We start from the raw sequence: 22,960 nt of genomic DNA, 5'->3' as shown, positions 1-22,960 counted from the left end.
CGTTTGGAAAGTGACTGATCTGGAATATTCGATTGATCGTTCCCACGCAGAGCGTGGGAACGATCAGGGTCAGGCCGACTTGGCCATGATGAGTCCAGTCTCACTCGCCGCTTCCAACCGGATCGCCACAAACTTCGACGTTGGCGTATGGCTGCCATCCCCAATGCTCTCCAGCGGCACCAGCGGATTCACTTCCGGGTAATAAGCCGCGGCTTGCCCGGCAGGGATATCAAACGCCAGCAGCGTAAAGCCCTTCACCCGACGCACGCGGCCATCGTCCCAGATCGAAACGATGTCAGCCTTCTGCCCTGGCTTGAACCCCAGCCGAATGATGTCGGCTTCGTTGACGAACAACACATCACGCTGACCTTTCACGCCGCGATAGCGGTCATCAAGCCCATAAATCGTGGTGTTGTACTGATCGTGAGAACGCATCGACTGCATGATCAGGTCCGGCAATACGCCGGTAGCGCGAGTGCGTTCGTGCACCAGGTCTTTGGGCAGGACGTTCGCACGGAAATTGGCGCGCCCCGACGCAGTGTTCCAGCGGCGCGCACCGGCGCTGTTGCCGAGGTAGAACCCGCCCGGGTTCTGGATCTTTTCGTTGAAGTCCTTGAAGCCCACCACGGTGTCGGCAATCAGGTCGCGGATGCGCCGGTAATCGGCCACCAGCCAGTTCCAGTCCACCGGTTGGCTGCCCAGGGTCGCGGCAGCGATGCCGGCAATGATCGCCGGCTCCGAGCGCATCTGGTTCGACAGCGGCTGCAACTGGCCGTTGGAGGCGTGAACCATGCTGAACGAGTCTTCGACGGTCACCGCTTGCGGGCCTTCGGTCTGGATGTCGATGTCGGTACGGCCCAGGCACGGCAGAATCAGCGCCTCTTTACCGTGGGCCAGATGGCTGCGGTTGAGCTTGGTACTGATTTGCACGGTGAGGTCGCAGTTGCTCAGGGCCTGGAAGGTCCGTGAGCTGTCCGGGGTGGCTTGGGCGAAGTTGCCGCCCAGGCCGATAAAGATTTTCGCGCGGCCATCGGCCATGGCATGGATCGCCTCGACCACGTTGTGACCGTTTTCACGCGGCACCTTGAACTTGAAGCGACGCTCCAATGAGTCGAGGAACGCCACCGGCGGACGCTCGTTGATGCCCATGGTCCGGTCGCCCTGCACGTTGCTGTGGCCGCGCACCGGGCACAGACCGGCGCCGGGCCGGCCGATATTGCCGCGCAACAACATCAGGTTGGCGATTTCCTGGATGGTCGCCACCGAATGACGATGCTGGGTGATGCCCATCGCCCAGCACATGATCACGTTCTTGCCTTTGGCGTACATCCGCGCCGCTTGCTCGATTTCAACCAGCGTCAGTCCGGATTGCTGGACGATCTGCTCCCACGAGGTGTCGTCGACGACGCCCAGGTATTCCAGCACGTTGACACTGTGTTCATTGAGGAAGTCGTGGTCGAAAACGGCAGGCTCACCCGCCTTCTGTGCGTCACGCTCCCACTGCAACAGAAACTTGGCCATGCCGCGCATGATCGCCATGTCGCCGCCCAATGCCGGACGGAAGTACGCGGTGTTGGTCGGCTTGTCGCCGTTGGTGAGCATTTCGATCGCGTGTTGCGGGTGCTGGAAACGTTCCAGGCCGCGCTCTTTCAACGGGTTGATGCAGACCACCTGAGCACCGCGTTTTACCGCTTCGCGCAACGGTTCGAGCATCCGTGGGTGGTTGGTGCCAGGGTTCTGACCCCAGACAAAAATCGCGTCGGCGTGTTCGAAGTCGTCGAAGGTGACGGTGCCTTTGCCGACGCCGACACTTTGCGCCATGGCCACACCGCTGGCCTCGTGGCACATGTTCGAGCAATCGGGGAAGTTATTGGTGCCATAGGCACGCACGAACAATTGATACAGGTACGCCGCTTCGTTGCTGGCGCGGCCGGAGGTGTAGAACTCGGCCTGATCCGGGCTCGACAGGCCCTGCAAATGTTTGGCGATCAAGGAGAACGCGGCGTCCCAACTGATCGGCTTGTAGCGATCGGTTTCGGCGTCATAGCTTAATGGCTCGGTCAGACGACCCTGATATTCCAGCCAGTAGTCGCTTTGATCCAGCAACGAACTGACGCTGTGTCTGGCAAAGAACGCACCGTCGACACGGCGCTTGGTCGCTTCCCAGTTCACTGCTTTGGCGCCGTTCTCGCAGAACGCCACCATGCCGGCTTCCTTGGAGTCGCCCCAGGCACAACCGGGGCAGTCGAACCCGCCGTTCTTGTTGGTTTTGAGCATCATGCGCAGGTTTTTCAGCGCGTTGTCGCTGGTCAACCAGGCGCGGGCAACGCTGGCCAGCGCGCCCCAGCCACCGGCTGGACCTTTGTAGGGCTTGTAACGCGGAACGGGTTTCTGGTCGGCTTGTTGATGTTGACTCACGCTGGGTTCTCCGTCGCGGGGCTGTAGACCCGCGGCGCATTTTTCTGCGGCAGGTGGATGAGATTGAGGTTGTGGCGACGGGCCCATTGCACGGCAAGGCCCGTGGGCGACGACAGGCTGACCAGGGTCTGGATACCTGCGCGCAACACTTTCTGGATCAATTCAAGGCTGCAACGGCTGGTGACAATCACCAGCCCGCCGGTGATCGGGATCTTCTGACGGATCAGTCCGCCAATCAGTTTGTCGAGGGCGTTGTGTCGGCCGATGTCTTCGCGACCCAGCAGCAATTGGCCCTGACTGTCCATGAACACGGCGGCGTGTACCGCGCCGGAATACTGGCCAAGAGGCTGGAACGCCCCGATGCGCTGACGCAAGCCATCGAGCCATTCGGCGGGCGGCAAGGGCGCGCCGGGCAACACCTTGAGATCGGGCAATGCCTGTTCCACCGCTTCCACGCCGCAAAGGCCGCAACCGCTGGTGCCAGCCATTTGCCGACGCTGTTGCTTGAGGTTCCAGAAGGCGCGGTTGGCGATGGTCACTTGCGCGTATTGCGCTGACCCCGAGCCGCTGAGTTGCAGGTCATAGATGTCGCAGGCGTCTTCGATGATGCCGCTGCCGAGGCTGAAGCCGACGATGAAGTCTTCAAGGTCCGTCGGCGTCACCAGCATGACCGCCTGACTGATGCCGTTATAAGCGATCGCCAACGCGACTTCTTCGGCCAGCGCGGTGCTGGCCGATTCCGTGTCTTGAAGGTCGCAGTAACTGTAGGTCTGGCTTGCGGCGGGCGCTGGCGTTTCGAGGGCTGGCGCCGCGCAGGCAGGGCGCTTGGCGTTCATGAGGTATCACCGAAGGGTTAGGCTGCCTTAAGCCTAGGCGCGTCAACTTGTCGCGTCTAATCGCTAATACTGATCTACCGATAGATGACGTCGATCAAGAGCTAGGCAGCGATTGCTGAAGTATCGCGAAACAGGCTTCCGCGAGCGCCGACCGCGGGGCGCTGCGACGCATGATCAGCCCCAGCCGGGCGAGGGTTTGTGCATTTTCGATAGGGTGCAGACGCAAATGATCGGTGAGTTTTTCCAGGCCGCCGTCCATTGGCATCACGGCGCAGCAGAATCCACCGTGCACCGCTTGTAACAATTGGTGGACGGCATCGGTTTGCAGCAACAGTTGCGGGGTGAGGCCGCGACTGTGGAAGTTGTGGTCGATGGACTGGCGAAAATGCATGCCGCTGGAAAGCATGCCCAGCGGCAGTTCGATCAGCGATTCCCAACTCAGCGGCGCCTCGCCGAAACTGAAGAAGCGCTGATCGTAGAGCAGGCCCATGCGGGTTTCGCTGAATGCCAGGGAATCGAAGCGTTCGCCGTCCAGTCGCTCCAGGTACGAAACGCCCAGATCCAGGCGATTGTTTGCCAGTTGTTCGAGGATCTGCTCGGAACTCAGCGCCGAGAGTTCGAAGCGCAGGTTCGGGTGTTCGGCGTGCAGGCGTTGCATCAGCGGCAGCGGATCGAAGCTCGACAACGGCACCACGCCCAGACGCAACGTACCGACCAGATTGCCGCGACAGGCCGCCGCCTCGGCCTGCAAGCCGTCGTAGGCCGCCAACACCGTGCGCGCCCACGCCAGCACCCGTTCACCCGGTGCGGTAAAACCTTCGAAGCGCTGACCGCGATTGACCAGCGGCAACTCGAGTTCTTCTTCGAGGCTGCGCAGGCGCATGGACAGGGTCGGCTGGGTGATGTGACAACGCGCGGCTGCCTGGCCGAAATGCCGGGTTTCGTCGAGGGCGATGAGGAATTTAAGTTGCTTGATGTCCATCTTCGCTCCAGGGCGCGGGAAGGCTTGGATTCTAGCGCTTGCGGGGAAGCGGCGTCATTGGTCGGGTTGGAACCGCAAGTGACGGCCTTGGGCTAGGCTTTTGCGTCTGGAACCCAAAACCCAAGGAGAGCGCACCATGAGTATTTTTAGCTTTGTGAAAGAAGCAGGCGAAAAACTTATCGATCTGCTGACGCCAGGCAACGCCAATGCCAGCGAGCAATTGAAGGAACACATCAGCAAAGTCGGCCTGGGTAACCCGAATGTGCAGGCGACGGTGGAGGGCGACAAAGTCACCTTGACCGGCGAAGTCGCCAGTCAGGAAGAGAAGGAAAAAATCCTGCTGGCGGTGGGCAATATTGCCGGTGTCGCTAGTGTGGATGACCAGATCACCGTAAAGGGCCCGGTTGCTCAGGCGGCGCGGTTCGTCACTGTGAAAAAGGGCGACACCCTCAGCGCGATTGCCAAGGCTGAGTACGGCGACGCCAACAAGTACAACAAGATCTTCGAGGCCAACAAGCCGATGCTGTCTCACCCGGACAAGATCTATCCGGGGCAGTCGTTGCGTATTCCTGAGTAACGCTAAGACCGTGTGATGGCCTTCGCGGGCAAGCCACGCTCCCACAGGATCTGTGTCGTTCACGATGGATGCGAACGACACAGATCCTGTGGGAGCGTGGCTTGCCCGCGATGCAGGCGACGCGGTCTCAGAGCCCGGCAATCAACTCCCGATAATCCCCCACCGCCGCAAACTCGGCCGTATCCTTCGGCCCTTTGCGGCTGTCCGGCTCGCTCACGGCCAACAAATGCGCCACCCCAAAATTCCGCGCACTGCGCAGGATCGGCAAGGTGTCGTCGATAAACAGGCTGCGCGCCGGATCAAAGCCGATGTCCGCCTGCAAGGCATCCCAGAATTGCGGGTTCTCCTTGGCAAAACCGTAATCGTGCGAGCTGATCAACCGCTCGAAATACGGCGCCAGTTCGATTCTTTCCAGCTTCAATGACAGCGAATCGCGGTGTGCATTGGTGATCAGCACCACGCGCTTGCCGGCCTGTTTGATGGCGGCCAGAAAGGTGTCCGCATCCGGACGAAGGGCAATCAAATGCGCGGTTTCCAGTTTCAGTTCGCGCACCGACAACTTGAGCTCGGCGCTCCAGAAATCCAGGCAATACCACTGCAACTGGCCGGCGTTGCGTTCGAACAACGGCTGCAATTCCATCTCGGCCATGGCCCGGCTCACCCCGTGCAATTCGGCGTAACGCTGGGGCAGGTGTTCCATCCAGAAATGGTTGTCGTAGTGCAGGTCCAGCAGCGTGCCGTCCATGTCCAGCAGAACGGTGTCGATGTCGCGCCAGGGCAGCAGGGACATAAAAAACTTCTCCAGCGGTAAAAAAGATATCCGACGTAAACAATCAGGATAGGCCGGGTATAGTAACGCGCTATCGCCAAGGAGCCGCTCATGCGCCAGAAACCCACCATCCTCGCCCGCGAGATCGTCGCCACCAGCCGTTTGTTTTGCGTCGAAGAGCTGAAGTTGCGCTTTTCCAATGGCGTAGAGCGCACGTATGAGCGACTGGTCGGCAAGGGCGCCGGCTATGGCGCGGTGATGATCGTGGCGATGCTGGATGCGGACCACGCCGTGCTGGTTGAAGAGTATTGCGGCGGCACCGATGAATACGAGTTGTCCTTGCCCAAAGGCTTGATCGAGCCGGGCGAAGACGTGCTGGCGGCGGCCGAGCGGGAGCTCAAGGAAGAGGCCGGGTACGGCGCGCGGCAATTGGAGCATTTGACTGAATTGTCGCTGTCGCCCGGTTACATGAGCCAGAAGATCCAAGTGGTGTTGGCCACTGATCTGTACGAAGAAAGCCTGGAAGGTGATGAGCCCGAGCCAATGGGCGTGGACAAAATCAACCTGCGTGAGTTGTCGGCCCTGGCCCAGAACCCGCGATTCACTGAGGGCCGTGCATTGGCAGCGCTGTATCTGGCCCGTGATCTACTGACTCAGCGTGGAGCATTCCAGCCATGATTTTCCCTCATCCGTTGATGGCGCCTGTTGTTGAACTGGCGCTGAAGGCTGGCGAAGCGATACTACCGTTCTGGCGCATCGGTACGGCTGTAACCGCCAAGGCTGACGATTCCCCGGTCACGGCCGCCGACATGGCCGCTCATCATGTGATCCTGGCCGGGCTGACGGCGCTGGACCCGAGCATCCCGGTGCTGTCCGAAGAAGACGCCAACATTCCCCAGAGCGTACGCGCCGGGTGGCAGCGTTGGTGGCTGGTGGACCCGCTGGACGGGACCAAGGAGTTCATCTCCGGCAGCGAAGAATTTACCGTCAACATCGCGCTGATCGAGCAGGGGCGTGTGGTGTTCGGCGTGGTGTCGATGCCGACCAACGGGCGCTTCTACGTCGGTGGTGCGGGTCTGGGCGCGTGGCGTGGCGACAAAGACGCGGCGCCTTCGCCGATTCAGGTTCGCGAGGTTCCTGCTGAAGGTGAAGCCTTTACGGTGGTCGCCAGTCGTCGGCATTCCAGCCCTGAACAAGAGCGCCTGCTGGCCGGGTTGAGCGACAGTCTGGGTGAACTGCAATTGGCTAATATCGGCAGTTCATTGAAGTTCTGTTTGTTGGCGGAAGGGGCGGCGGATTGTTATCCGCGGTTGGCGCCGACTTCGCAGTGGGACACGGCGGCGGCGCAAGGCGTGCTGGAAGGCGCGGGCGGTGAGGTGCTGGATTTGAGCGGTGCGCCGTTCAGTTATCCGGCGCGGGAATCGTTGTTGAATGAGTTTTTCCTGGCGCTGCCGGCCAAGGCTGCGTGGCGCGAAAAACTGCTGGAACTCGCCCGCCGTTAAGATCGTTCCCACGCTCCGCGTGGGAATGCAGCCCGTGACGCTCCGCGTCACTGGACGCGGAGCGTCCCTAGAGGCATTCCCACGCAGAGCGTGGGAACGATCACCGACGATCACCGGTGCAGCACGTACTGCCCCGTAAACTTCACCGCATCGTCATCACTGTCGGCATTGACGATCCGCGATTGCAGCGTCAACCGCGCCCGTCCATACCGCCGATACATCGCCAAAAACTTCTTCCACACCGCCGCACTCGGCGCATGGCAAATCGCTGTCGCGTCCATGGTCACCGGCAGCGGATAGCTGATCTGTCCTTCCTGAATCACGATGTGCCCGCCTTCAACCCCTTCTTCATGCAAGCGCAAATGCAGCCAGCCCCAACCGGCCAGCACGGCGCCACAATACAGGCTGCCGCCGAACATGGTGCTTTTGTGATTGACGTTGGCCTCCAGCGGCAAGTGCAGGCGCAGTTGCTGGTCGTGCCAATCGAGCACTTTGAGGCCCATATCCCGCGTCAGGGGGATGTCGCGATGGAGGACTGATTCCAGATGACGGCTGTCGCGGCTCATGCACGGATCTCTTGTTTGAAGATGATGATTTGACGGTAGCTCAATCGGCTTCGTCGGTGTGGCTGCTGCCACCGTCGGCGAAGTTCAGCCCGTGTTTGCGCAGTTTGTCGTGCAAGGTCTTGCGTGGGATGCCAAGGGCCTCAGCGAGGCTGCGCACCGAGCTGTGAGAGCGCGCCAGTTCGGCGGCGATCAAGCTCTTCTCGAAATTTTCCACTTGTTCGCTGAGACCGCCGCTGACCAGCTCGACCGTCATGCCGGCAGCGCCATCGGCGGCGCTATTGTCCAGGGCCAGTTCCAGGCCCAGGGCAAAGCGTTCGGCCGCGTTTTGCAATTCCCGCACGTTGCCCGGCCAGGTGTGGCGCAGCAGCAGGGCGCGTTGTCCCGGTTGCAATTCGTGGGGTGGCAGACCGTGGCGAGCGCTCGCTTCATCGGCGAAATACTGAAACAGCATCAGCGCATCTTCGCCGCGCTCGCGCAGCGGCGGAATACGCAGCGGCGCAACGTTCAGGCGGTAATACAAGTCGGCACGGAAGCGGCCCTGATCGGCGGATTGACGCAGGTCTTCCTTGGTCGCCGCGATGATGCGGATGTCCAGCGGGATCAGCTGATTACCGCCCAAGCGCTCGACGACCCGTTCTTGCAGCAGCCGCAGCAATTTCACCTGCACATCCAGGCTCATGCTTTCGATTTCATCGAGGAACAACGTGCCGCCATTGGCGAATTCGAACTTGCCGATGCGACGCTTTTGCGCGCCGGTAAAGGCGCCTGGCTCGTGACCGAACAGCTCGCTTTCTACCACCGACTCGGCCAGGGCGCCGGCATTGATCGCCACGAACGGACCGTTGCGACGGCTCGACAGATCGTGCAAGGCGCGGGCGACAACTTCTTTGCCGGCGCCGGTTTCGCCAAGGATCAGCACATCGGCCTTGGTCGCCGCCAATGCACCGATCTGCTCGCGCAGGCGCAGCATCGGCGCCGATTGCCCGACCAGTCGGGCGCTCAGCGCATTGCGATCGCTCAGGGCCAGACGCAGGCTGCGGTTGTCCAGCACCAGACGGCGCAGGTCCAGGGCGCGGCGCACGCTGTCGAGCAGGGCGTCGCTGGCAAAGGGTTTTTCCAGAAAGTCATAAGCCCCGGCGCGCATGGCCTGCACCGCCAGCGGCACATCGCCGTGACCGGTGATCAACAGCACTGGCAGTTCCGGGTCCTGGGCATGCAGTTCAGTCAGCAGTTCAAGACCGTCCATGCCCGGCATGCGGATGTCACTGACCACCACGCCGGGCCAGTCGCGTTCCAGTTGCGCGGCCAGGCCCTTGGCTTCAGCGAGCGGCAGGATTTTCAGACCGGCGAGGTCCAGGGTCTGGCTCAGGGCTTGGCGCAGGTGCGGATCGTCGTCGATCAGCACGACCTGGATGCGGTTGTCGATGGTCATGCACTTCGGTCCTCGGACGGTTGCAGGTTCACACCCGGCGCGCCTGCACGCAGCTTCAGGGTAATCAGGGCGCCGCCTTCCTTGTGGTTGGCGAACGACAGTTCACCGCCGAAGGCGCGCATCAGGGTTTCGCAAATTGCCAGCCCTAGCCCGAGCCCCTGAGTGCGGGTCTTGGTGGTGTAGAAGGGCTCGCTGGCGCGGCCAAGTGCCTCCAGGCAGAACCCGGGGCCATTGTCGCGAATGTACAGGTTGACGCCGTCGGCAGTGGATTGGGCACTCAACCAGAGCTTACGCGGCGGGCCTTTTTCCGTCAGGGCGTCCAAGGCGTTGGCCAGCAGATTGCCGAGCACCTGACGCAGACGGGTTTCCCCGGCCTCGACCCACAGGGTGGCGGCCGGCAAGTCGCGGATCAGCTCGACTTCCATGCTGCGTCGACGCTTGGCCAGCAGCGCCAGCGCATCGTCCAGCGCCGGTTGCAGGGCGACGCTTTCCGGGGCGTGGCGATCGCGTCGGGCGAAGGCGCGCAAGTGGGCGATGATCGACGCCATGCGCCCGGTCAGGTCGCTGATCAGCTTGAGGTTGCCCCGCGCTTCGTCGGTGCGCTGATGATCGAGCAGCACCTCGGCGTTTTCTGCGTAGCTGCGGATCGCCGCCAGCGGTTGATTCAATTCGTGGCTGATGCTCGCCGACATGGTGCCAAGGGCCGACAGTTTGCCGGCCTGCACCAGATCATCCTGAGCGCGAACCAGTTCTTGCTGGGCGTGTTCGCGTTCCAGCACTTCCTGTTTCAGTCGACGGTTGAGGCCTTCGAGGTCGCTGGTCCGCTCGGCTACCCGGCCTTCCAGCTCGCGACGGGCCTTGGCTTCGAAAGCGATTCGATCAAGGTAATGACGACGGCGCTGCATCATCAGCCCCAGCAGCAACATCAACACCAACAACGCCGCGCCGCCGATGGCGACGACCGTGCGTACCGGGCGATCGATCAAGGTGCGTGGGGCCAGGATGCTGACGTTCCAACCGGTTTCTGCGATGGGCTGGGTTTGCGTCAGCCAGGCGTTGGGGTTGAGCCGCAATGGTTTGGGATCACGGGTGGGATAAGGTTGAATCGCCGTAATCGCCTTGCGTTCTTCTTCGCCCAACGGGCGGGTCGAGCGGAATCGCCACTCGGGCCGCGACGTGAGAATGACCACGCCGTTATGGTCGGTCACCAGCAGTTGTTCCGGGGTTTTGCCCCAGAGGCTTTCGGTGTGGTCCAGGTCGACCTTGACCACCAGCACGCCGATGATCTTTTCGCCACTACGCACGGCGGCGGCGAAGAAATAGCCGCGTTTGGCCGAGGTTGTGCCCAAACCGAAAAAACGCCCGAGCCGCCCGGCCATGGCTTCGCTGAAGTACGGCCGAAAGGAAAAATTACGCCCGACGAAACTGTCGTGTTTGTCCCAGTTGGACGCGGCCAGGGTCTTGCCCGTGGTGTCCATCAGGTACATGACTTCGGCGCCGGTCTGGGCGCTGATGTTTTTCAGCAAGCGATTGGCGTTGCCTTGGGTGACGCCATCGTCGGGCGCGCCGAGGACCGCTCGCAGGGCCGGCAGATCGCCGAGGATCTGCGGCAACACTTCATAGCGGTGCAGGGTGCCCAGCAGGTTGGCGACGTAAAGGTCGAGGGTTTGACGGTTCTGCCCGGCCAGTTCGCTGCGGTAGTAACGCTCGGCCAGATGTTCCAGCGGCCACAGCAATGGCGCCAGGCACAGCGCGAGCAGGGCCAGGCTGCGCCAGCGGGGTCTGCGGGGGAGGGTCGGAGTCATGAGCATCGAGCGCCTGTGGGTACAGGCGCATTATGCCTAGGCTTGCGGGCGCAGTCTGCGCGCCGTGTCGGGCACGCCTGTGCGGCGAAGATTCAGACGGTGTTTCAGGAAAAAACGTCAGCGTCCTTGAAGAACGCGGCGGCCTGATCTTTGCCAGACAGTTGTGGTGCTTCGTCCAGTTGCCAATCGATGGCCAGGTCCGGATCGTCCCAGCGAATGCAGCGCTCGGCGGATGGGGTGTAATAGTCGGTAGTTTTGTAGAGGAATTCGGCGAACTCGCTCAGCACCACAAAACCATGGGCGAAGCCTTCCGGGACCCACATTTGACGATGGTTCGTGGCAGACAGACGCACGGCCACCCATTTGCCGAAATGTGGCGAGCTGCGGCGAATGTCCACCGCCACGTCGAGGACTTCGCCCGTTGTGACGCGAACCAGTTTGCCCTGGGTGTTTTCCAGTTGGTAATGCAGACCGCGCAATACGCCTTTTTGCGAGCGGGAATGGTTGTCCTGAACGAAATTCGTCTCCAGGCCAGTCGCCTCTTTGAAAGCCCTGGCATTGAAGCTTTCATAGAAGAAACCGCGTTCGTCACCAAATACCTTGGGTTCGATGATCAGAACGCCAGGCAGGTCGGTGGTGACTACATTCATGGGGTTTCTCCAGCAATAGGCGTTAAAGGGCGACATTCTTGCGCAAAGTGGCGGCCGGTGCGAGGGGGGTGATTTCTTTGCTGATTCATCCACTGATCCGAGCCTCAGGAAGGGGGCAGGCTGGGGAGGGGGGTTGCGTATCACCCAAAGCAGTGGCGATATAGGCGCCTAATAAAATTTCAGGGGTCGTTGTATGCCACTTGCCACGTTGATTCATCGCGCCAGTTTGCCCAGCCCGCAAGTGACTGCGGAGCAAGCGCTTGAGCTGCTGAAGGAACATTTCGGCCTGAGTGGAAGGTTACAGGCCCTCGGCAGCCAGCAGGATCTTAACTATCGGGTCGACAGCGACCAGGGGCGTTTTGTCCTGAAAATCTGCCGTGGCGATTACTCGGCGCAGGAGCTGCACGCCCAGCACGCAGGGCTCAAGCATTTGGCGGAACACCCAGATGTGCACGTACCACGAGTGATTCCCGCCAAAAACGGTGAAGACCTTCTCACCCTGGACGTCGGCGGCCAAGCGGTGCATGTGCGTCTGCTCGATTACATCGAAGGCCAGTCGCTCACGCACCTGGATCATCTGCCCGGTCCAGTGGTGGCCGGTTTTGGTCGGCTCTGCGGTGAAATGGACCTGGCGCTGGCCGGTTTCGACCATCCGGGCCTTGAGCGCACGCTTCAATGGGACGCCCGCCACGCCAGCGCGCTGATCGCGCATTTGCTGCCGGTCATCAACGACGACCAGCAACGCGGGTTGATCGCCGATGTGGCCGAACAGGCCGAGCGTCATTTGCAGCCGCTTGTGGATAAGTTGCCGGTGCAGGCCATTCACATGGATATCACCGACGACAACGTGGTGTGGCAGCGAGATTCGCAACGCCAGTGGCAACTGCAGGGGGTGATCGATTTCGGCGACCTGGTTCGTACCTGGCGTATCACTGATCTGTCGGTAACCTGCGCGGCGCTGCTGCACCACGCTGATGGTGATCCGTTTTACATTTTGCCGGCGGTTCAGGCCTATCACGCGGTCAATCCGCTCACCCATGAAGAGCTCCTGGCGCTCTGGCCGCTGATCGTCGCCCGCGCGGCGGTGTTGGTGCTCAGCGGCGAACAGCAGGTCAGCATCGATCCGGGCAACGAATACAGCCGCGACAACCTCAGCCACGAATGGGAAATTTTCCGCGTTGCCACCTCGGTGCCGTTGGCGTTGATGGAAGCGGCGATCCTCACTGCCGTCGGCCAGAACCTGCCGAGCATCGGCAGCGAAGGTTTCGCGCCGCTGCTGCCGAGCCTGGTGGGGCGTGAGTTTGCGTTGATCGATTTGGGCGTGCTCAGTCCGCACTTCGAGGCCGGCAACTGGGAGCAGGAGGGGATCGATCAGCGTCTGCTGACCGAAGCTGCCGTGGCTCATGGTCTGGCGGCCAGTCGTTACGGGCAATATCGCTTGTCCCGCACCCGCCCGGACTGCGCCACTGAACCCGACACGTGTCCATTGCACGTCGAATTGCGCGTGCCCCACGGCACGGCGGTCGAATCGCCGTTCGCCGGGGTGGTGCATCAGCCTGCGGCGGGTGTGCTGCAACTGGACGGTCCGCAGTTGAGCGTGCGTCTATGGGGCGTAACGCCGTCGCTGCATACGGGCGCTGCGCTGGTCAAAGGCCAGGTGCTGGGTTCGGTCAGCGGGCCGTTGATCGTGCAGTTGTGCCGCGGCGCTTCGTTCACGGCGCCGTTGTTTTGCACGCCGTCTCGCGCAGCGGCCTGGCAAGCGTTGTGCCCGTCACCGGCGATGCTGCTGGGGCTGGCCTGTGACGCCGAAGAGGAGCTCGATTCGCAGACCTTGCTGGCGCGCCGTGACGCCAGTTTCGCCCGCACGCAGAAACACTATTACGTCGACCCGCCGCGCATCGAACGCGGCTGGCGCAATCACCTGATCGACATGCAAGGCCGTTCCTACCTCGACATGCTCAACAACGTCGCGGTGCTTGGCCACGGTCATCCGCGCATGGCCGCGGTCGCCAGTCGTCAGTGGTCGCTGCTCAATACCAACTCGCGGTTCAACTACGCGGCGGTGGCCGAGTTCTCCGAACGTTTGCTGAAACTGTCGCCGGATTCCATGGACCGGGTGTTCCTGGTCAACAGCGGCAGCGAGGCCAATGACCTGGCAATTCGCCTGGCCTGGGCCTACAGCGGTGGTCGCGACATGCTCAGCGTGCTGGAGGCCTATCACGGCTGGACAGTGGGCGCGGACGCGGTCTCGACCTCGATCGCCGACAACCCGAAGGCTTTGAGCAGCCGTCCGGACTGGGTGCATCCGGTCACCGCGCCGAACACCTATCGCGGCGAGTTCCGTGGCCCGGATAGCGCCCCGGACTACGTGCGCAGCGTCGAACACAACCTGGCGAAAATTGCCGAGCAGAAGCGCCAACTGGCCGGTTTCATCTGCGAACCGGTGTACGGCAATGCCGGCGGTATCTCGTTGCCGCCAGGGTATTTGAAGCAGGTTTATGCGCTGGTTCGTGCTCAGGGCGGCGTTTGTATCGCCGACGAAGTGCAGGTCGGTTATGGCCGCATGGGCAACTTTTTCTGGGGGTTCGAAGAGCAGGGCGTGGTGCCGGACATCATCACCATGGCCAAAGGCATGGGCAACGGCCAGCCGCTGGGCGCAGTGATCACCCGTCGGGAAATCGCCGAAGCGCTGGAGGCCGAGGGTTACTTCTTCTCGTCGGCCGGCGGCAGCCCGGTCAGTTGCCAGATCGGCATGGCGGTGCTGGATGTGATGGAGCAAGAAAAGCTCTGGGAAAACGCTCAGGTCGTGGGCGGGTATTTCAAGGAACGGCTTGAAGCGCTGATCGATATTCATCCGCTGGTGGGCGCGGTGCATGGTTCCGGCTTCTATCTGGGCGTCGAGTTGATCCGCAATCGCGAAACCCTGGAACCGGCGACCGAAGAAACCACGGCGCTGTGTGACCGATTGCGCGAGCTGGGGATTTTCATGCAACCGACGGGCGATTACCTGAACGTCCTCAAGATCAAACCGCCGATGGTGACCTCGCGCCGGAGCGTGGACTTCTTCGTGGACATGCTCTCCAAAGTCCTGGACGAGGGGCTGTAGACTCTGATCGTTCCCACGCTGGGAATGATCAGTAAGGGTCTCGCTGAGGGTCTGTAAACACACATCCCTGTGGGAGTGAGCCTGCTCGCGATTGGGCAGGATCAGTCGACATCCATGTTGAATGTTCGACCGCAATCGCGAGCAGGCTCACTCCCACATTGGTACGGTGAAAACTCGATAGATATCGGCCTATCTGCAAAAAAATATGACAAAAGGTTTGTTGGTTGCTTTAAAAGCCGATTTTTATCGGTTATAAAGTCACCGCTGCTCCGGTGTGGCCTCACCACGCCTGGTGCTTCCCATTTCTGTCATCGGTCGATTGCCACACTCGACCCTCAAGCATTGCCCCGGAGATGATTCATGAGCCGTATCGTTACCGTTGCTGCCACCCAGATGGCCTGTTCCTGGGACCTTGAAGCCAACATCGAGACCGCTGAGCGGCTGGTCCGTGAGGCCGCGGCGCAAGGCGCGCAGATCATCCTGATCCAGGAACTGTTCGAGGCTCCGTACTTTTGCCAGAAGCCAAACCCGGATTACCTGCAGTTGGCCACGACCGTTGAAGAGAACGTCGCCATCAAGCACTTCCAGAAAGTCGCCAAAGAACTGCAAGTGGTTCTGCCGATCAGCTTCTACGAACTGGCAGGCCGTGCGCGTTTCAACAGCATCGCGATCATCGATGCCGACGGCAGCAACCTCGGGATTTATCGTAAAAGCCATATCCCGGACGGCCCTGGCTACCACGAAAAGTACTACTTCAACCCGGGCGATACCGGCTTCAAAGTCTGGAACACCCGTTACGCGAAAATCGGCGTGGGCATCTGCTGGGACCAGTGGTTCCCGGAATGCGCCCGCAGCATGGCGTTGCTCGGCGCGGAAATTCTGTTCTACCCGACCGCGATCGGCAGCGAGCCACACGACAAGAGCATTTCGTCCCGCGATCACTGGCAGCGCGTGCAACAAGGTCATGCCGGCGCCAACCTGATGCCGCTGATCGCCAGCAACCGCATCGGCAACGAAGAGCAGGACGGCTACGACATTACCTTCTACGGTTCGTCGTTCATCGCCAACCAGTTCGGCGAGAAGGTTCAAGAACTCAACGAAACCGAGGAAGGCGTACTGGTTCAGAGCTTCGACCTGGACGAACTGGAACACATCCGCAGCGCTTGGGGCTCGTTCCGTGATCGTCGCCCGAACCTGTATGGCACACTGAAAACCCTCGACGGTTCCCTGGAGTCCTGATTGTCATGACCACTTTGCACAGCACGCCTCGCGCCGATGGCTTTTACATGCCCGCCGAATGGGCGCCGCAAACCCAGACCTGGATGATCTGGCCCGAGCGCCCGGACAACTGGCGCCTGGGTGGCAAACCGGCGCAAGCCGCGCACGTCGCGGTGGCCAAAGCCATTGCGCGTTTCGAACCGGTGACCGTGGCGGTTTCCGCCGGTCAATACGAAAACGCCCGTGCCCGCCTGGACGTGCCGAATATTCGTGTAGTGGAAATGTCCAGCGACGACGCCTGGGTTCGCGACACGGGCCCGACGTTTGTCATCAATAACAGTGGCGAAGTCCGTGGTGTGAACTGGGACTTCAATTCGTGGGGCGGTTTCGACGGTGGGTTGTACTCGCCGTGGAATCGCGATTCCCAGGTCGGCGGCAAAATCCTCGAGATCGAGCGCAGCCAGCGCTACCGCACTGAGGGCTTTGTGCTTGAAGGCGGTTCGATCCACGTCGATGGCGAAGGCACGCTGATCACCACCGAAGAATGCCTGCTTAACCGCAATCGCAACCCGCACATGAACCGTGCAGAAATCGAAGCGGTGCTCAGCGCGAATCTGGCTGTGGATAAAATCATCTGGCTGCCGGACGGTTTGTTCAACGACGAAACCGACGGTCATGTGGATAACTTCTGCTGCTACGTGCGCCCGGGCGAAGTGTTGCTGGCCTGGACCGATGACCCGCAGGATCCGAACTACCCGCGCTGCCAGGCGGCAATGAAAGTGCTGGAGAGCAGCACCGACGCCAAGGGTCGCCCATTCACGGTGCACAAAATGCCGATTCCGGGGCCGCTGTATGCGACCGAAGAAGAGTGCGCGGGTGTGGATCCGGTGGACGGGACTCAGGAACGTAATCCGACCGTGCGTCTGGCCGGTTCCTACGTGAACTTTCTGATCGTGAACGGCGGCATCATCGCGCCGAGCTTTGACGATCCGTTGGATGGCCCGGCAAAAGAGATTTTGCAGAATCTATTCCCGCAGCACGAAGTGGTGATGGTGCCTGGCCGCGAACTGTTACTGGGAGGCGGTAACATCCACTGCCTTACCCAACAACAGCCAGCCCCCCACAAAGAGTGAGTGCGGTTGTAACAGCTTGAGTTGATTGCAAAATAATCCAGGCAAACGTTTTCGCTCACGGTTTGGCACAAAGCCCGCAGCCCTACAGGACTGCGGGCTTTTTTGTATCCGCTCGTCGACAGTTATGAAACTTTGGCACAGCTCTTGTATCGCTCAGGGGGTAAACAGGGAGGGGGAGAACTGCGATGTTCTGTCATAAACCTTGGATAAGTTAGCCGCTCACAATCCAGGAGAGAGCGCGGAAATGAACGCCGAAATGAATGTGGTGAGCGAGCGGGCGTTGCATCCCCTGGCAGTAAACAGCGAATCGCTCCAGATCCTGGCGCACTGGTTGAAGTCCAATGGAACGCGTCAGATCAGAGAACCTGATCCGCGCCGGACGATGATCGAACGCTACCCCGCTGGTTTATTCAGCGAAGCGGAACTGGAAGCGTTGTGGGATGTGATGGAAGGATAAGAAGAAAAACAACGGATTGGTAAAAGCGCTGCCGGGATGGCGGCGCTTTTTTTATGGGCGAAGGTTTTTTCGTGATCACTGGAGATCAAAATGTGGGAGTGAGCCTGCTCGCGATGGCGGTGGATCAGTCGACATCGATGTTGACTGCCCGGCCGCTATCGCGAGCAGGCTCACTCCCACAGGGTTTCGCGGTGTTTAGAAGCTGTAGGTCCCGGTCACGACCACACTGCGCGGTTCGCCCGGTTGAATCTGCGCCGCACTGGTGGCCGACGAGTAATAGGTCTTGTCGCTGATGTTGTTCAGCGCAGCGCGCAAATCCCAATCCTTCTGCCGGAACCCGGCCAAGGCATCCCAGCGGCCATAACCCGGCAGCACGGTGGTGTTGAGGTTGTCGGCGTAACGCTGGCCCACCAGAGTCAGACCGGTTTCGGCGTACCAGCCCATTTCCGGTTTCCAGGTCAGGAACAGGCTGCCGTTATGCTTGGCCACGTTGCTGATGCGTTTGCCTTCAAAGCCGTTGTTGTCCTTCTCGACCGTCGCGTCCTGCACACCCACGCCACCGCGCACGTACCAATTGCCGGCGATTTTGCCGGTACCCGTCAGCTCGATCCCGCGGGAACGTTGCAGGCCGGTCATCAAGGTGACGGTCGGATTATCGGGATCGCTGGTACGACGGTTATAGAGTTCCAGTTCGTAGATCGCCAACGTGGTGCTCAGGCGATCATCGAGCCAGTCGCTCTTCACGCCGATTTCCTTTTGCTTGGTCAGTTCGGGGCTCAGGTCGTTGCTGTTGCCGGCGGCGCCTGGAGTGATACCGATCAAACCACCGCCGACCGGGGAAAACGTCTTGCTCCAGGAGGCGTAGAAGGAATGATTCTGCAGCGGCGTCCATACCAGTCCTACACGTGGGCTGGTGCTATGGCTGTCGCGATCTTCGGAAATGTCCCGCAGCTTGTTGGTCGACTCGATATCGAAAGTGTCGTAACGCAAACCCGCCAGCAGTTGCCATTGATCGTTCAGGCGCAGTTGATCCTGCACGTACACCGCACGGCTTTCGACTTCGGTGTGAGAGCTGCTGGACACTTGCATCCGCCCGGTATGGCGCAAATTGCGGTCGGGGTTGTACAGGTCCAGTGCCGGCACCGGCTGAGTTCCGCGCCCGGTGGCCGCGTTGTACAGCGTAGGGTCGCGCCGCTGGCTGCCGATTTCGAGGCCGGTCAGCAAGCGATGCTCGAGGCCGAACGTGTCGAAACCGCCTTCCAGCTCGACGTTGTTGTAGACGTTGCGGGTGCTCAGGTCCTGTTGCCAGTGCTGGCGCGTGACCTTGTTGGTCGCCGGGGTGTAACCGGTCAGGTAGGTGTTGTCGAAATCGCTGTTGAGCTTGAACACGCCCAGGGTATGGCGCAGCTGCCAGTTGTCGCTGAGTTCATAACTGAGCTTCGAGCGCAGGGATTGCGACTTGTCGTCGATGAAATCGTGCTCGCTGCCGTAGGTCGTATCCCGTCCTACGTCCGCCGGGCGTCCGTTTACCCCGGGGATTCCGCGATCCGGCGTACGGTTGTAGCGGCTGTATTCGTACTGCACCAGCCAGTTCAGGTCCGGCGTCAGTTGCCAGCTCATCGACGGAGCGAACAGTTGGCGATTGCCGCTCACGCCATCGCGGAAGCTGTTTTGATCCATGTTGCCCATGTTCAGGCGCAGGCTGATGTTCTCGCTCGGGTCGGTGCTGAGGTCGGCGTAGAGGCTGCGCAAATCGTCGCTGCCGCCCTGGGCCTCGAGGGTCGAACGGCGACCGAACTCGGGCAGTTTGCTGACCCGATTGACGATCCCGCCCTGACTGCCACGACCATACAAAACAGCGGCCGGGCCTTTGAGCACTTCGATGCGTTCGATGTTGTGCAAATCGCGCACGTATTGGCTGTCGTCGCGGATGCCGTCGAGGTAGAAGTCGTTGCTGGCGTCGAAACCGCGGATGCGCAGGCTGTCGAAGCGAGTGTCGGCGCCGCTGCTGACGTTGGGGATGCCGCTCAACGCGGTGCCCAGGTCGTTGGTGCCGTAATCCACGACGTTCGCGGTTTTAATCGAGTCGATGGCTTGTGGAACGTAGCGCACCGGCGTGGCGGTGCGGGTCGCGGTGCTGGTTTCTTTCACCCGCGGGTCATCGGCTTCGGCTTCGGCGCTGATCGACGTCTCGGGTAAAACAGTGGGCGCGGCGCAGGCAAAACCGGCCGAGAGAAATGCAGAAAGCCCAAGGGTGACGGGCGTAAGGCGAAAGGGGGCAGGCATCTGAAGCGCATCCGAAAGGGTGGAGAAATTCGAGGGCGCGAATGGTAATGCTTGTTATTTGCTTCCGTTAATTATTCTTGAAAGGTTCTGCTGTTTGATTATTTCTAATTGTGTCGAGATGGCTACAGTGGGGCCGCGAGGCCATTCGACCGATTCATGAAACAGTCTGAAAGCCATTCCAGCGTTTTTCAGCAACGGGCGGAGGACTAATCTGCCGGCACGGCTGCGCCGATTGACGTTTACAAGTGATTTCTTAGACGTTTTTCGCCTATTCACAGACGATTCATGAAATTGACACACCATTAAGGGCGCGGCTAGGATTCGCCCCACGCCTGTGGCCAACCGCCACGACTCATAAAAATAACAAAAAGGCCCGCCACGATTTCTTCGTGCGCGGGCCTTTTTGTTTGGGGTGAAAAAAGAGTGCGATAGCGCCGTTTCAGCCGTTCGACACAGTGCGTATCAACCGATCATAAGGAAAAGAACAAAATGTTGAACAAGCGAATCAGCCTGATCGCTCTGGGGATGTTGAGTGCTACACAGGCCATGGCTAACGACCAGGCCGAATCCAAGGGTTTTGTTGAAGACAGCAGCCTCAAAGTGCTGCTGCGCAATGCCTACATCAATCGCGACAAAAAAGACGGCAACGCCGACCAGCGTGAATGGGGTCAGGCTGCCATCGGCACCTACACCTCGGGCTTCACCCAAGGTACCGTCGGCGTGGGCGTTGATGCCTTCGGTCTGTACGGCTTGCGTCTGGACCGTGGTAGCCACAGCGGCGGCCAAGGCATCGACTTCTTCAAGGAAGGCGACAGCGGTAACCCGGCCGGCGACCTGGCCAAAGCCGGCGGCGCGGTAAAATTCCGCGTATCCAGCACCGTTCTGACTTACGGCGACCAGATGCCAGTGCTGCCGGTGTTGAGCTACGACAACGGTCGCCTGCTGCCGGAAAGCTACACCGGCACGCTGATCACCTCCAAGGAGATCGACGGCCTGGAACTGAACGCCGGCCGCTTCACCGCCGAATCGCGCAAAAGTGCTGAAGGCCATGACAGCGGCGGCTTGAAGTCGATCAACGTATTGGGCGGCAGTTACCAGTTCACCGAACAGTTCAAGGCTGCGCTGTACGCCTCCGACGTCGAAGACGTGCTGAAGAAGCAATACGTGAACGCCAACTACGTGTTCCCGATCGACAAGGATCAGTCCCTGACCCTGGACTTCAACGGCTACCGCACCAAGCTGGACAGTTCCTACGTCCGCGAAAACACCGTGCCGGGCCAAAGCATCGTCACCGGCGACGACAACAAGATCTGGAGCCTGGCCGCCACCTTCGCCACCGGCGCGCACTCGTTCACGCTCGCCCATCAGCGCAGCACCGGCGACAGCAACCTGGGCTATGCCTATGGCGGCTACCAGAAGGACCAAGGTCGCGTCGGCGACGGTGGCAACACCATCTACCTGGCGAACTCCTACTGGTCCGACTTCAACGCCGAAGACGAACGCAGCTGGCAGCTGGGCTACGGCCTGGACTTCAGCACCTTCGGCATTCCAGGCCTGAGCTACAACTTCGCCTACGTGCGCGGCGACAACATCACCACCTCCACCAGCGAGGGCGGTACCGAGCGCGAAATCTTCAACCAGTTCAAGTACGTCGTGCAAAGCGGCCCGGCCAAAGACCTGAGCGTGAAACTGCGCAGCTCGATCCTGCGTGTGTCGCAGAAATCGAGTGAGTACAACTCCAGCGGTAACGAAGTGCGTGTGTTCGTGGATTACCCGATCAACATTTTCTGATGATCGGTTGCGTTATCGAGGCCTGATGCAAGGCTGAGAAAGAAGAAGCCCCGACTGGTTCGGGGCTTTTTTGTGGGCGCGATTTAGAGCTCAACGCTCTCACGAGCCTTAGATAATCCGCAAACGAACAAAAATTTAAAACATGTTCGGATCTGTACTACTCTGAAGGCACAACCCTTTGCCCGAAGAAGTCCTTCCGATGGCCACTTCATCCCCCATCCGCACAGCTCCCCAAGAACTCGACACGCCGGAAGCCGGCCGTGTGGCGCTCAAGTTCTTCTTCAACCTGATGGAGCGTTGGGGCTGCACCGCCGAAGAACAGCGCACGCTGCTGGGCAAGGTCGGCAACACCACCTTCTATAAATACAAACACCTGCCGCCCAATGTGCGTCTCCCTCACGACACCCTGGAGCGCATCTCCTACCTGATGGGCATCCATAAAGCCCTGAGCATCATCTTCAGCAACAACCGCGACCGTGCCTACAAATGGGTCAGCAGTCCGAACACCGCCGCGCCGTTCAATGGTCAATCCGCGTTGAGTTATATGTTGGCCGGCCGGGTGGTGGACATCGCTGACGTGCGTCGCTACCTCGATGGCGTTCGCGGCTGATGGCCCCGCCAGTAGCGCTCCCCGAGTGGAGCCGTGCTTACCGGATGATCAACAGCGCGTTTCCCCCGATCACCCTGTTCGAAGACGTGCTCGACCCCGAAGACCTGCAAACCGCCTACGCCCTGGAAGCCCTGACCAACGACCGGTTGGTGCAAGAAGCCGGCGTGCTCTCCCGCGTGCTGCCCGAAGACCGAATCTCCGGCCCCGGCTCATCACCGGTCATGGCCGCGTTCACCCACATCGGCAAAACCAGCCGCTTCACCGACGGCACTTACGGCGTCTACTACGCCGCCAGCAGCCAGGCCGCCGCCATCGCCGAAACGAGCTACCACCAGGAACGCTTCCTCGCCGCGACCAACGAGCCCGACATCGAGTTGACCCTGCGCACCTACGTCAACAAAGTCGTCAAACCGATGCATGACATCCGCCAAAACTACCCCGAACTGCACAACCCGGATCCCGACGCTTACGGGCCTTCACAGGCGTTTGCCCGGCAACTGCGTGAAACCTTGTCGTGGGGGCTGCTTTACAACAGCGTTCGATTATCCGGCCATGAATGTGTCGCTGCGTTTCGTCCGCCGGCCGTGTCTATTCCGAAGCAAGGCAAGCACATTCGATATGTGTGGAGTGCGAGCAGTCGCAAGATTTCGTTTGTGTTTGAAGTCAGCGAGGTGTGAGCCGGAACTAAAAAGCCCATTGATTAGGGAATTAACGAGGTCATGTCGCGAAAATTCAATTTCGGTAACACGTGTCGCCAACATGTCGTCCGCGGCGACATGTTTCTCAGACGTGTCGCAAAAAGTGAAAAATTGCGACACGTTA

At 60.4% G+C, this 22,960-nt stretch carries 19 protein-coding genes; 10 read left to right on the top strand and 9 right to left on the bottom strand.

Annotated features, from left to right (window positions below):
• Window positions 1–69 precede the first annotated feature (69 nt).
• The 3 genes from AC3WP4_RS14690 to AC3WP4_RS14680 all read right to left on the bottom strand — a co-directional run bounded on the left by AC3WP4_RS14690 (window position 70) and on the right by AC3WP4_RS14680 (window position 4,236).
• Window positions 70–2,418 (bottom strand): FdhF/YdeP family oxidoreductase, encoded by a 2,349-nt coding sequence (locus AC3WP4_RS14690; RefSeq protein ID WP_102614987.1) that lies wholly within the window; start codon window positions 2,416–2,418, stop codon window positions 70–72.
• Complete coding sequence (gene fdhD, locus AC3WP4_RS14685; RefSeq protein ID WP_074872591.1) at window positions 2,415–3,254, bottom strand: formate dehydrogenase accessory sulfurtransferase FdhD; 840 nt, start codon at window positions 3,252–3,254, stop codon at window positions 2,415–2,417. The genes AC3WP4_RS14690 and fdhD overlap by 4 nt, the downstream gene beginning before the upstream one ends.
• Before the next feature lie 94 nt (window positions 3,255–3,348).
• Entirely contained in the window at window positions 3,349–4,236 is an 888-nt protein-coding gene (locus AC3WP4_RS14680; RefSeq protein WP_076029030.1) for a LysR family transcriptional regulator, read from the bottom strand.
• Window positions 4,237–4,372: 136 nt separating this feature from the next.
• Here AC3WP4_RS14680 and lysM point away from each other — a divergent pair, with 136 nt between their 5' ends.
• On the top strand, window positions 4,373–4,813 hold the full coding sequence (gene lysM, locus AC3WP4_RS14675; RefSeq protein ID WP_074872594.1) for a peptidoglycan-binding protein LysM: 441 nt from the start codon (window positions 4,373–4,375) through the stop codon (window positions 4,811–4,813).
• A 127-nt stretch (window positions 4,814–4,940) separates the two neighbouring features.
• Here lysM and yrfG read toward each other — a convergent pair whose 3' ends face one another.
• Complete coding sequence (yrfG, locus tag AC3WP4_RS14670; protein WP_074872596.1) at window positions 4,941–5,603, bottom strand: GMP/IMP nucleotidase; 663 nt, start codon at window positions 5,601–5,603, stop codon at window positions 4,941–4,943.
• Between the two features lie 90 nt (window positions 5,604–5,693).
• Between yrfG and nudE the strand changes: the two genes are divergently transcribed.
• Both nudE and cysQ read left to right on the top strand, forming a co-directional pair.
• Window positions 5,694–6,260, top strand: a complete 567-nt coding sequence (gene nudE, locus AC3WP4_RS14665; protein WP_008149334.1) for an ADP compounds hydrolase NudE — start codon at window positions 5,694–5,696, stop codon at window positions 6,258–6,260.
• Window positions 6,257–7,084, top strand: coding sequence for a 3'(2'),5'-bisphosphate nucleotidase CysQ (gene cysQ, locus AC3WP4_RS14660; protein WP_074872599.1), 828 nt, complete (start codon window positions 6,257–6,259; stop codon window positions 7,082–7,084). The genes nudE and cysQ overlap by 4 nt, the downstream gene beginning before the upstream one ends.
• Window positions 7,085–7,194: 110 nt before the next feature.
• Here cysQ and AC3WP4_RS14655 read toward each other — a convergent pair whose 3' ends face one another.
• The 4 genes from AC3WP4_RS14655 to rfbC form a co-directional block, all read right to left on the bottom strand.
• Window positions 7,195–7,650 (bottom strand): YiiD C-terminal domain-containing protein, encoded by a 456-nt coding sequence (locus tag AC3WP4_RS14655; protein WP_074872601.1) that lies wholly within the window; start codon window positions 7,648–7,650, stop codon window positions 7,195–7,197.
• A 40-nt stretch (window positions 7,651–7,690) separates the two neighbouring features.
• Window positions 7,691–9,082: a sigma-54-dependent transcriptional regulator gene (locus AC3WP4_RS14650; protein WP_074872602.1), complete on the bottom strand. Its 1,392-nt coding sequence runs from the start codon at window positions 9,080–9,082 to the stop codon at window positions 7,691–7,693.
• Window positions 9,079–10,887 carry a sensor histidine kinase gene (locus AC3WP4_RS14645; protein WP_074880443.1) on the bottom strand — a complete coding sequence of 603 codons (1,809 nt, stop codon included), beginning with the start codon at window positions 10,885–10,887 and terminating at the stop codon, window positions 9,079–9,081. The genes AC3WP4_RS14650 and AC3WP4_RS14645 overlap by 4 nt, the downstream gene beginning before the upstream one ends.
• A 104-nt stretch (window positions 10,888–10,991) precedes the next feature.
• The gene (gene rfbC, locus AC3WP4_RS14640) at window positions 10,992–11,537 is read right to left on the bottom strand and encodes a dTDP-4-dehydrorhamnose 3,5-epimerase (protein ID WP_102614986.1); all 546 of its coding nucleotides are present in this window, start codon (window positions 11,535–11,537) and stop codon (window positions 10,992–10,994) included.
• A gap of 193 nt (window positions 11,538–11,730) precedes the next feature.
• On the opposite strand from rfbC, the gene AC3WP4_RS14635 reads away from it, so the two are divergent.
• From AC3WP4_RS14635 to AC3WP4_RS14620, 4 genes are all read left to right on the top strand, one after another.
• Window positions 11,731–14,643 (top strand): aminotransferase, encoded by a 2,913-nt coding sequence (locus AC3WP4_RS14635; RefSeq protein ID WP_102614985.1) that lies wholly within the window; start codon window positions 11,731–11,733, stop codon window positions 14,641–14,643.
• Between the two features lie 360 nt (window positions 14,644–15,003).
• Entirely contained in the window at window positions 15,004–15,882 is an 879-nt protein-coding gene (gene aguB / locus AC3WP4_RS14630) for an N-carbamoylputrescine amidase (RefSeq protein ID WP_102614984.1), read from the top strand.
• A gap of 5 nt (window positions 15,883–15,887) precedes the next feature.
• Window positions 15,888–16,994: an agmatine deiminase gene (gene aguA / locus AC3WP4_RS14625; protein WP_102614983.1), complete on the top strand. Its 1,107-nt coding sequence runs from the start codon at window positions 15,888–15,890 to the stop codon at window positions 16,992–16,994.
• A gap of 244 nt (window positions 16,995–17,238) precedes the next feature.
• Window positions 17,239–17,451 carry a hypothetical protein gene (locus AC3WP4_RS14620; protein ID WP_074872612.1) on the top strand — a complete coding sequence of 71 codons (213 nt, stop codon included), beginning with the start codon at window positions 17,239–17,241 and terminating at the stop codon, window positions 17,449–17,451.
• 195 nt (window positions 17,452–17,646) lie between these two features.
• Here the strand turns inward: AC3WP4_RS14620 and AC3WP4_RS14615 are convergent, their stop codons facing one another.
• The gene (locus AC3WP4_RS14615; RefSeq protein WP_076029020.1) at window positions 17,647–19,737 is read right to left on the bottom strand and encodes a TonB-dependent receptor; all 2,091 of its coding nucleotides are present in this window, start codon (window positions 19,735–19,737) and stop codon (window positions 17,647–17,649) included.
• Window positions 19,738–20,226: 489 nt separating this feature from the next.
• Here AC3WP4_RS14615 and AC3WP4_RS14610 point away from each other — a divergent pair, with 489 nt between their 5' ends.
• The 3 genes from AC3WP4_RS14610 (at window position 20,227) to AC3WP4_RS14600 (ending at window position 22,815) form a co-directional block, all read left to right on the top strand.
• Window positions 20,227–21,528, top strand: coding sequence for an OprD family porin (locus tag AC3WP4_RS14610; protein WP_102614982.1), 1,302 nt, complete (start codon window positions 20,227–20,229; stop codon window positions 21,526–21,528).
• A 199-nt stretch (window positions 21,529–21,727) separates the two neighbouring features.
• Entirely contained in the window at window positions 21,728–22,138 is a 411-nt protein-coding gene (locus AC3WP4_RS14605; protein ID WP_102614981.1) for an MbcA/ParS/Xre antitoxin family protein, read from the top strand.
• Window positions 22,138–22,815 carry an RES family NAD+ phosphorylase gene (locus AC3WP4_RS14600; protein WP_102614980.1) on the top strand — a complete coding sequence of 226 codons (678 nt, stop codon included), beginning with the start codon at window positions 22,138–22,140 and terminating at the stop codon, window positions 22,813–22,815. Before AC3WP4_RS14605 ends, AC3WP4_RS14600 begins: the two co-directional genes overlap by 1 nt.
• Window positions 22,816–22,960 lie beyond the last annotated feature (145 nt).

This window comes from Pseudomonas sp. FW305-20, from assembly GCF_058788075.1.
Note: the sequence above shows the minus strand (reverse complement) of the source record. Positions and strands in the feature narration are given on the sequence as shown.

Coding starts and splice junctions, on each gene's coding strand:
- fdhD (WP_074872591.1), bottom strand. CDS start 3,254: ATGAACGCCAAGCGCCCTGCCTGCGCGGCGCCAGCCCTCGAAACGCCA.
- AC3WP4_RS14680 (WP_076029030.1), bottom strand. CDS start 4,236: ATGGACATCAAGCAACTTAAATTCCTCATCGCCCTCGACGAAACCCGG.
- lysM (WP_074872594.1), top strand. CDS start 4,373: ATGAGTATTTTTAGCTTTGTGAAAGAAGCAGGCGAAAAACTTATCGAT.
- yrfG (WP_074872596.1), bottom strand. CDS start 5,603: ATGTCCCTGCTGCCCTGGCGCGACATCGACACCGTTCTGCTGGACATG.
- nudE (WP_008149334.1), top strand. CDS start 5,694: ATGCGCCAGAAACCCACCATCCTCGCCCGCGAGATCGTCGCCACCAGC.
- cysQ (WP_074872599.1), top strand. CDS start 6,257: ATGATTTTCCCTCATCCGTTGATGGCGCCTGTTGTTGAACTGGCGCTG.
- AC3WP4_RS14655 (WP_074872601.1), bottom strand. CDS start 7,650: ATGAGCCGCGACAGCCGTCATCTGGAATCAGTCCTCCATCGCGACATC.
- AC3WP4_RS14650 (WP_074872602.1), bottom strand. CDS start 9,082: ATGACCATCGACAACCGCATCCAGGTCGTGCTGATCGACGACGATCCG.
- AC3WP4_RS14645 (WP_074880443.1), bottom strand. CDS start 10,887: ATGACTCCGACCCTCCCCCGCAGACCCCGCTGGCGCAGCCTGGCCCTG.
- rfbC (WP_102614986.1), bottom strand. CDS start 11,537: ATGAATGTAGTCACCACCGACCTGCCTGGCGTTCTGATCATCGAACCC.
- AC3WP4_RS14635 (WP_102614985.1), top strand. CDS start 11,731: ATGCCACTTGCCACGTTGATTCATCGCGCCAGTTTGCCCAGCCCGCAA.
- aguB (WP_102614984.1), top strand. CDS start 15,004: ATGAGCCGTATCGTTACCGTTGCTGCCACCCAGATGGCCTGTTCCTGG.
- aguA (WP_102614983.1), top strand. CDS start 15,888: ATGACCACTTTGCACAGCACGCCTCGCGCCGATGGCTTTTACATGCCC.
- AC3WP4_RS14620 (WP_074872612.1), top strand. CDS start 17,239: ATGAACGCCGAAATGAATGTGGTGAGCGAGCGGGCGTTGCATCCCCTG.
- AC3WP4_RS14615 (WP_076029020.1), bottom strand. CDS start 19,737: ATGCCTGCCCCCTTTCGCCTTACGCCCGTCACCCTTGGGCTTTCTGCA.
- AC3WP4_RS14610 (WP_102614982.1), top strand. CDS start 20,227: ATGTTGAACAAGCGAATCAGCCTGATCGCTCTGGGGATGTTGAGTGCT.
- AC3WP4_RS14605 (WP_102614981.1), top strand. CDS start 21,728: ATGGCCACTTCATCCCCCATCCGCACAGCTCCCCAAGAACTCGACACG.
- AC3WP4_RS14600 (WP_102614980.1), top strand. CDS start 22,138: ATGGCCCCGCCAGTAGCGCTCCCCGAGTGGAGCCGTGCTTACCGGATG.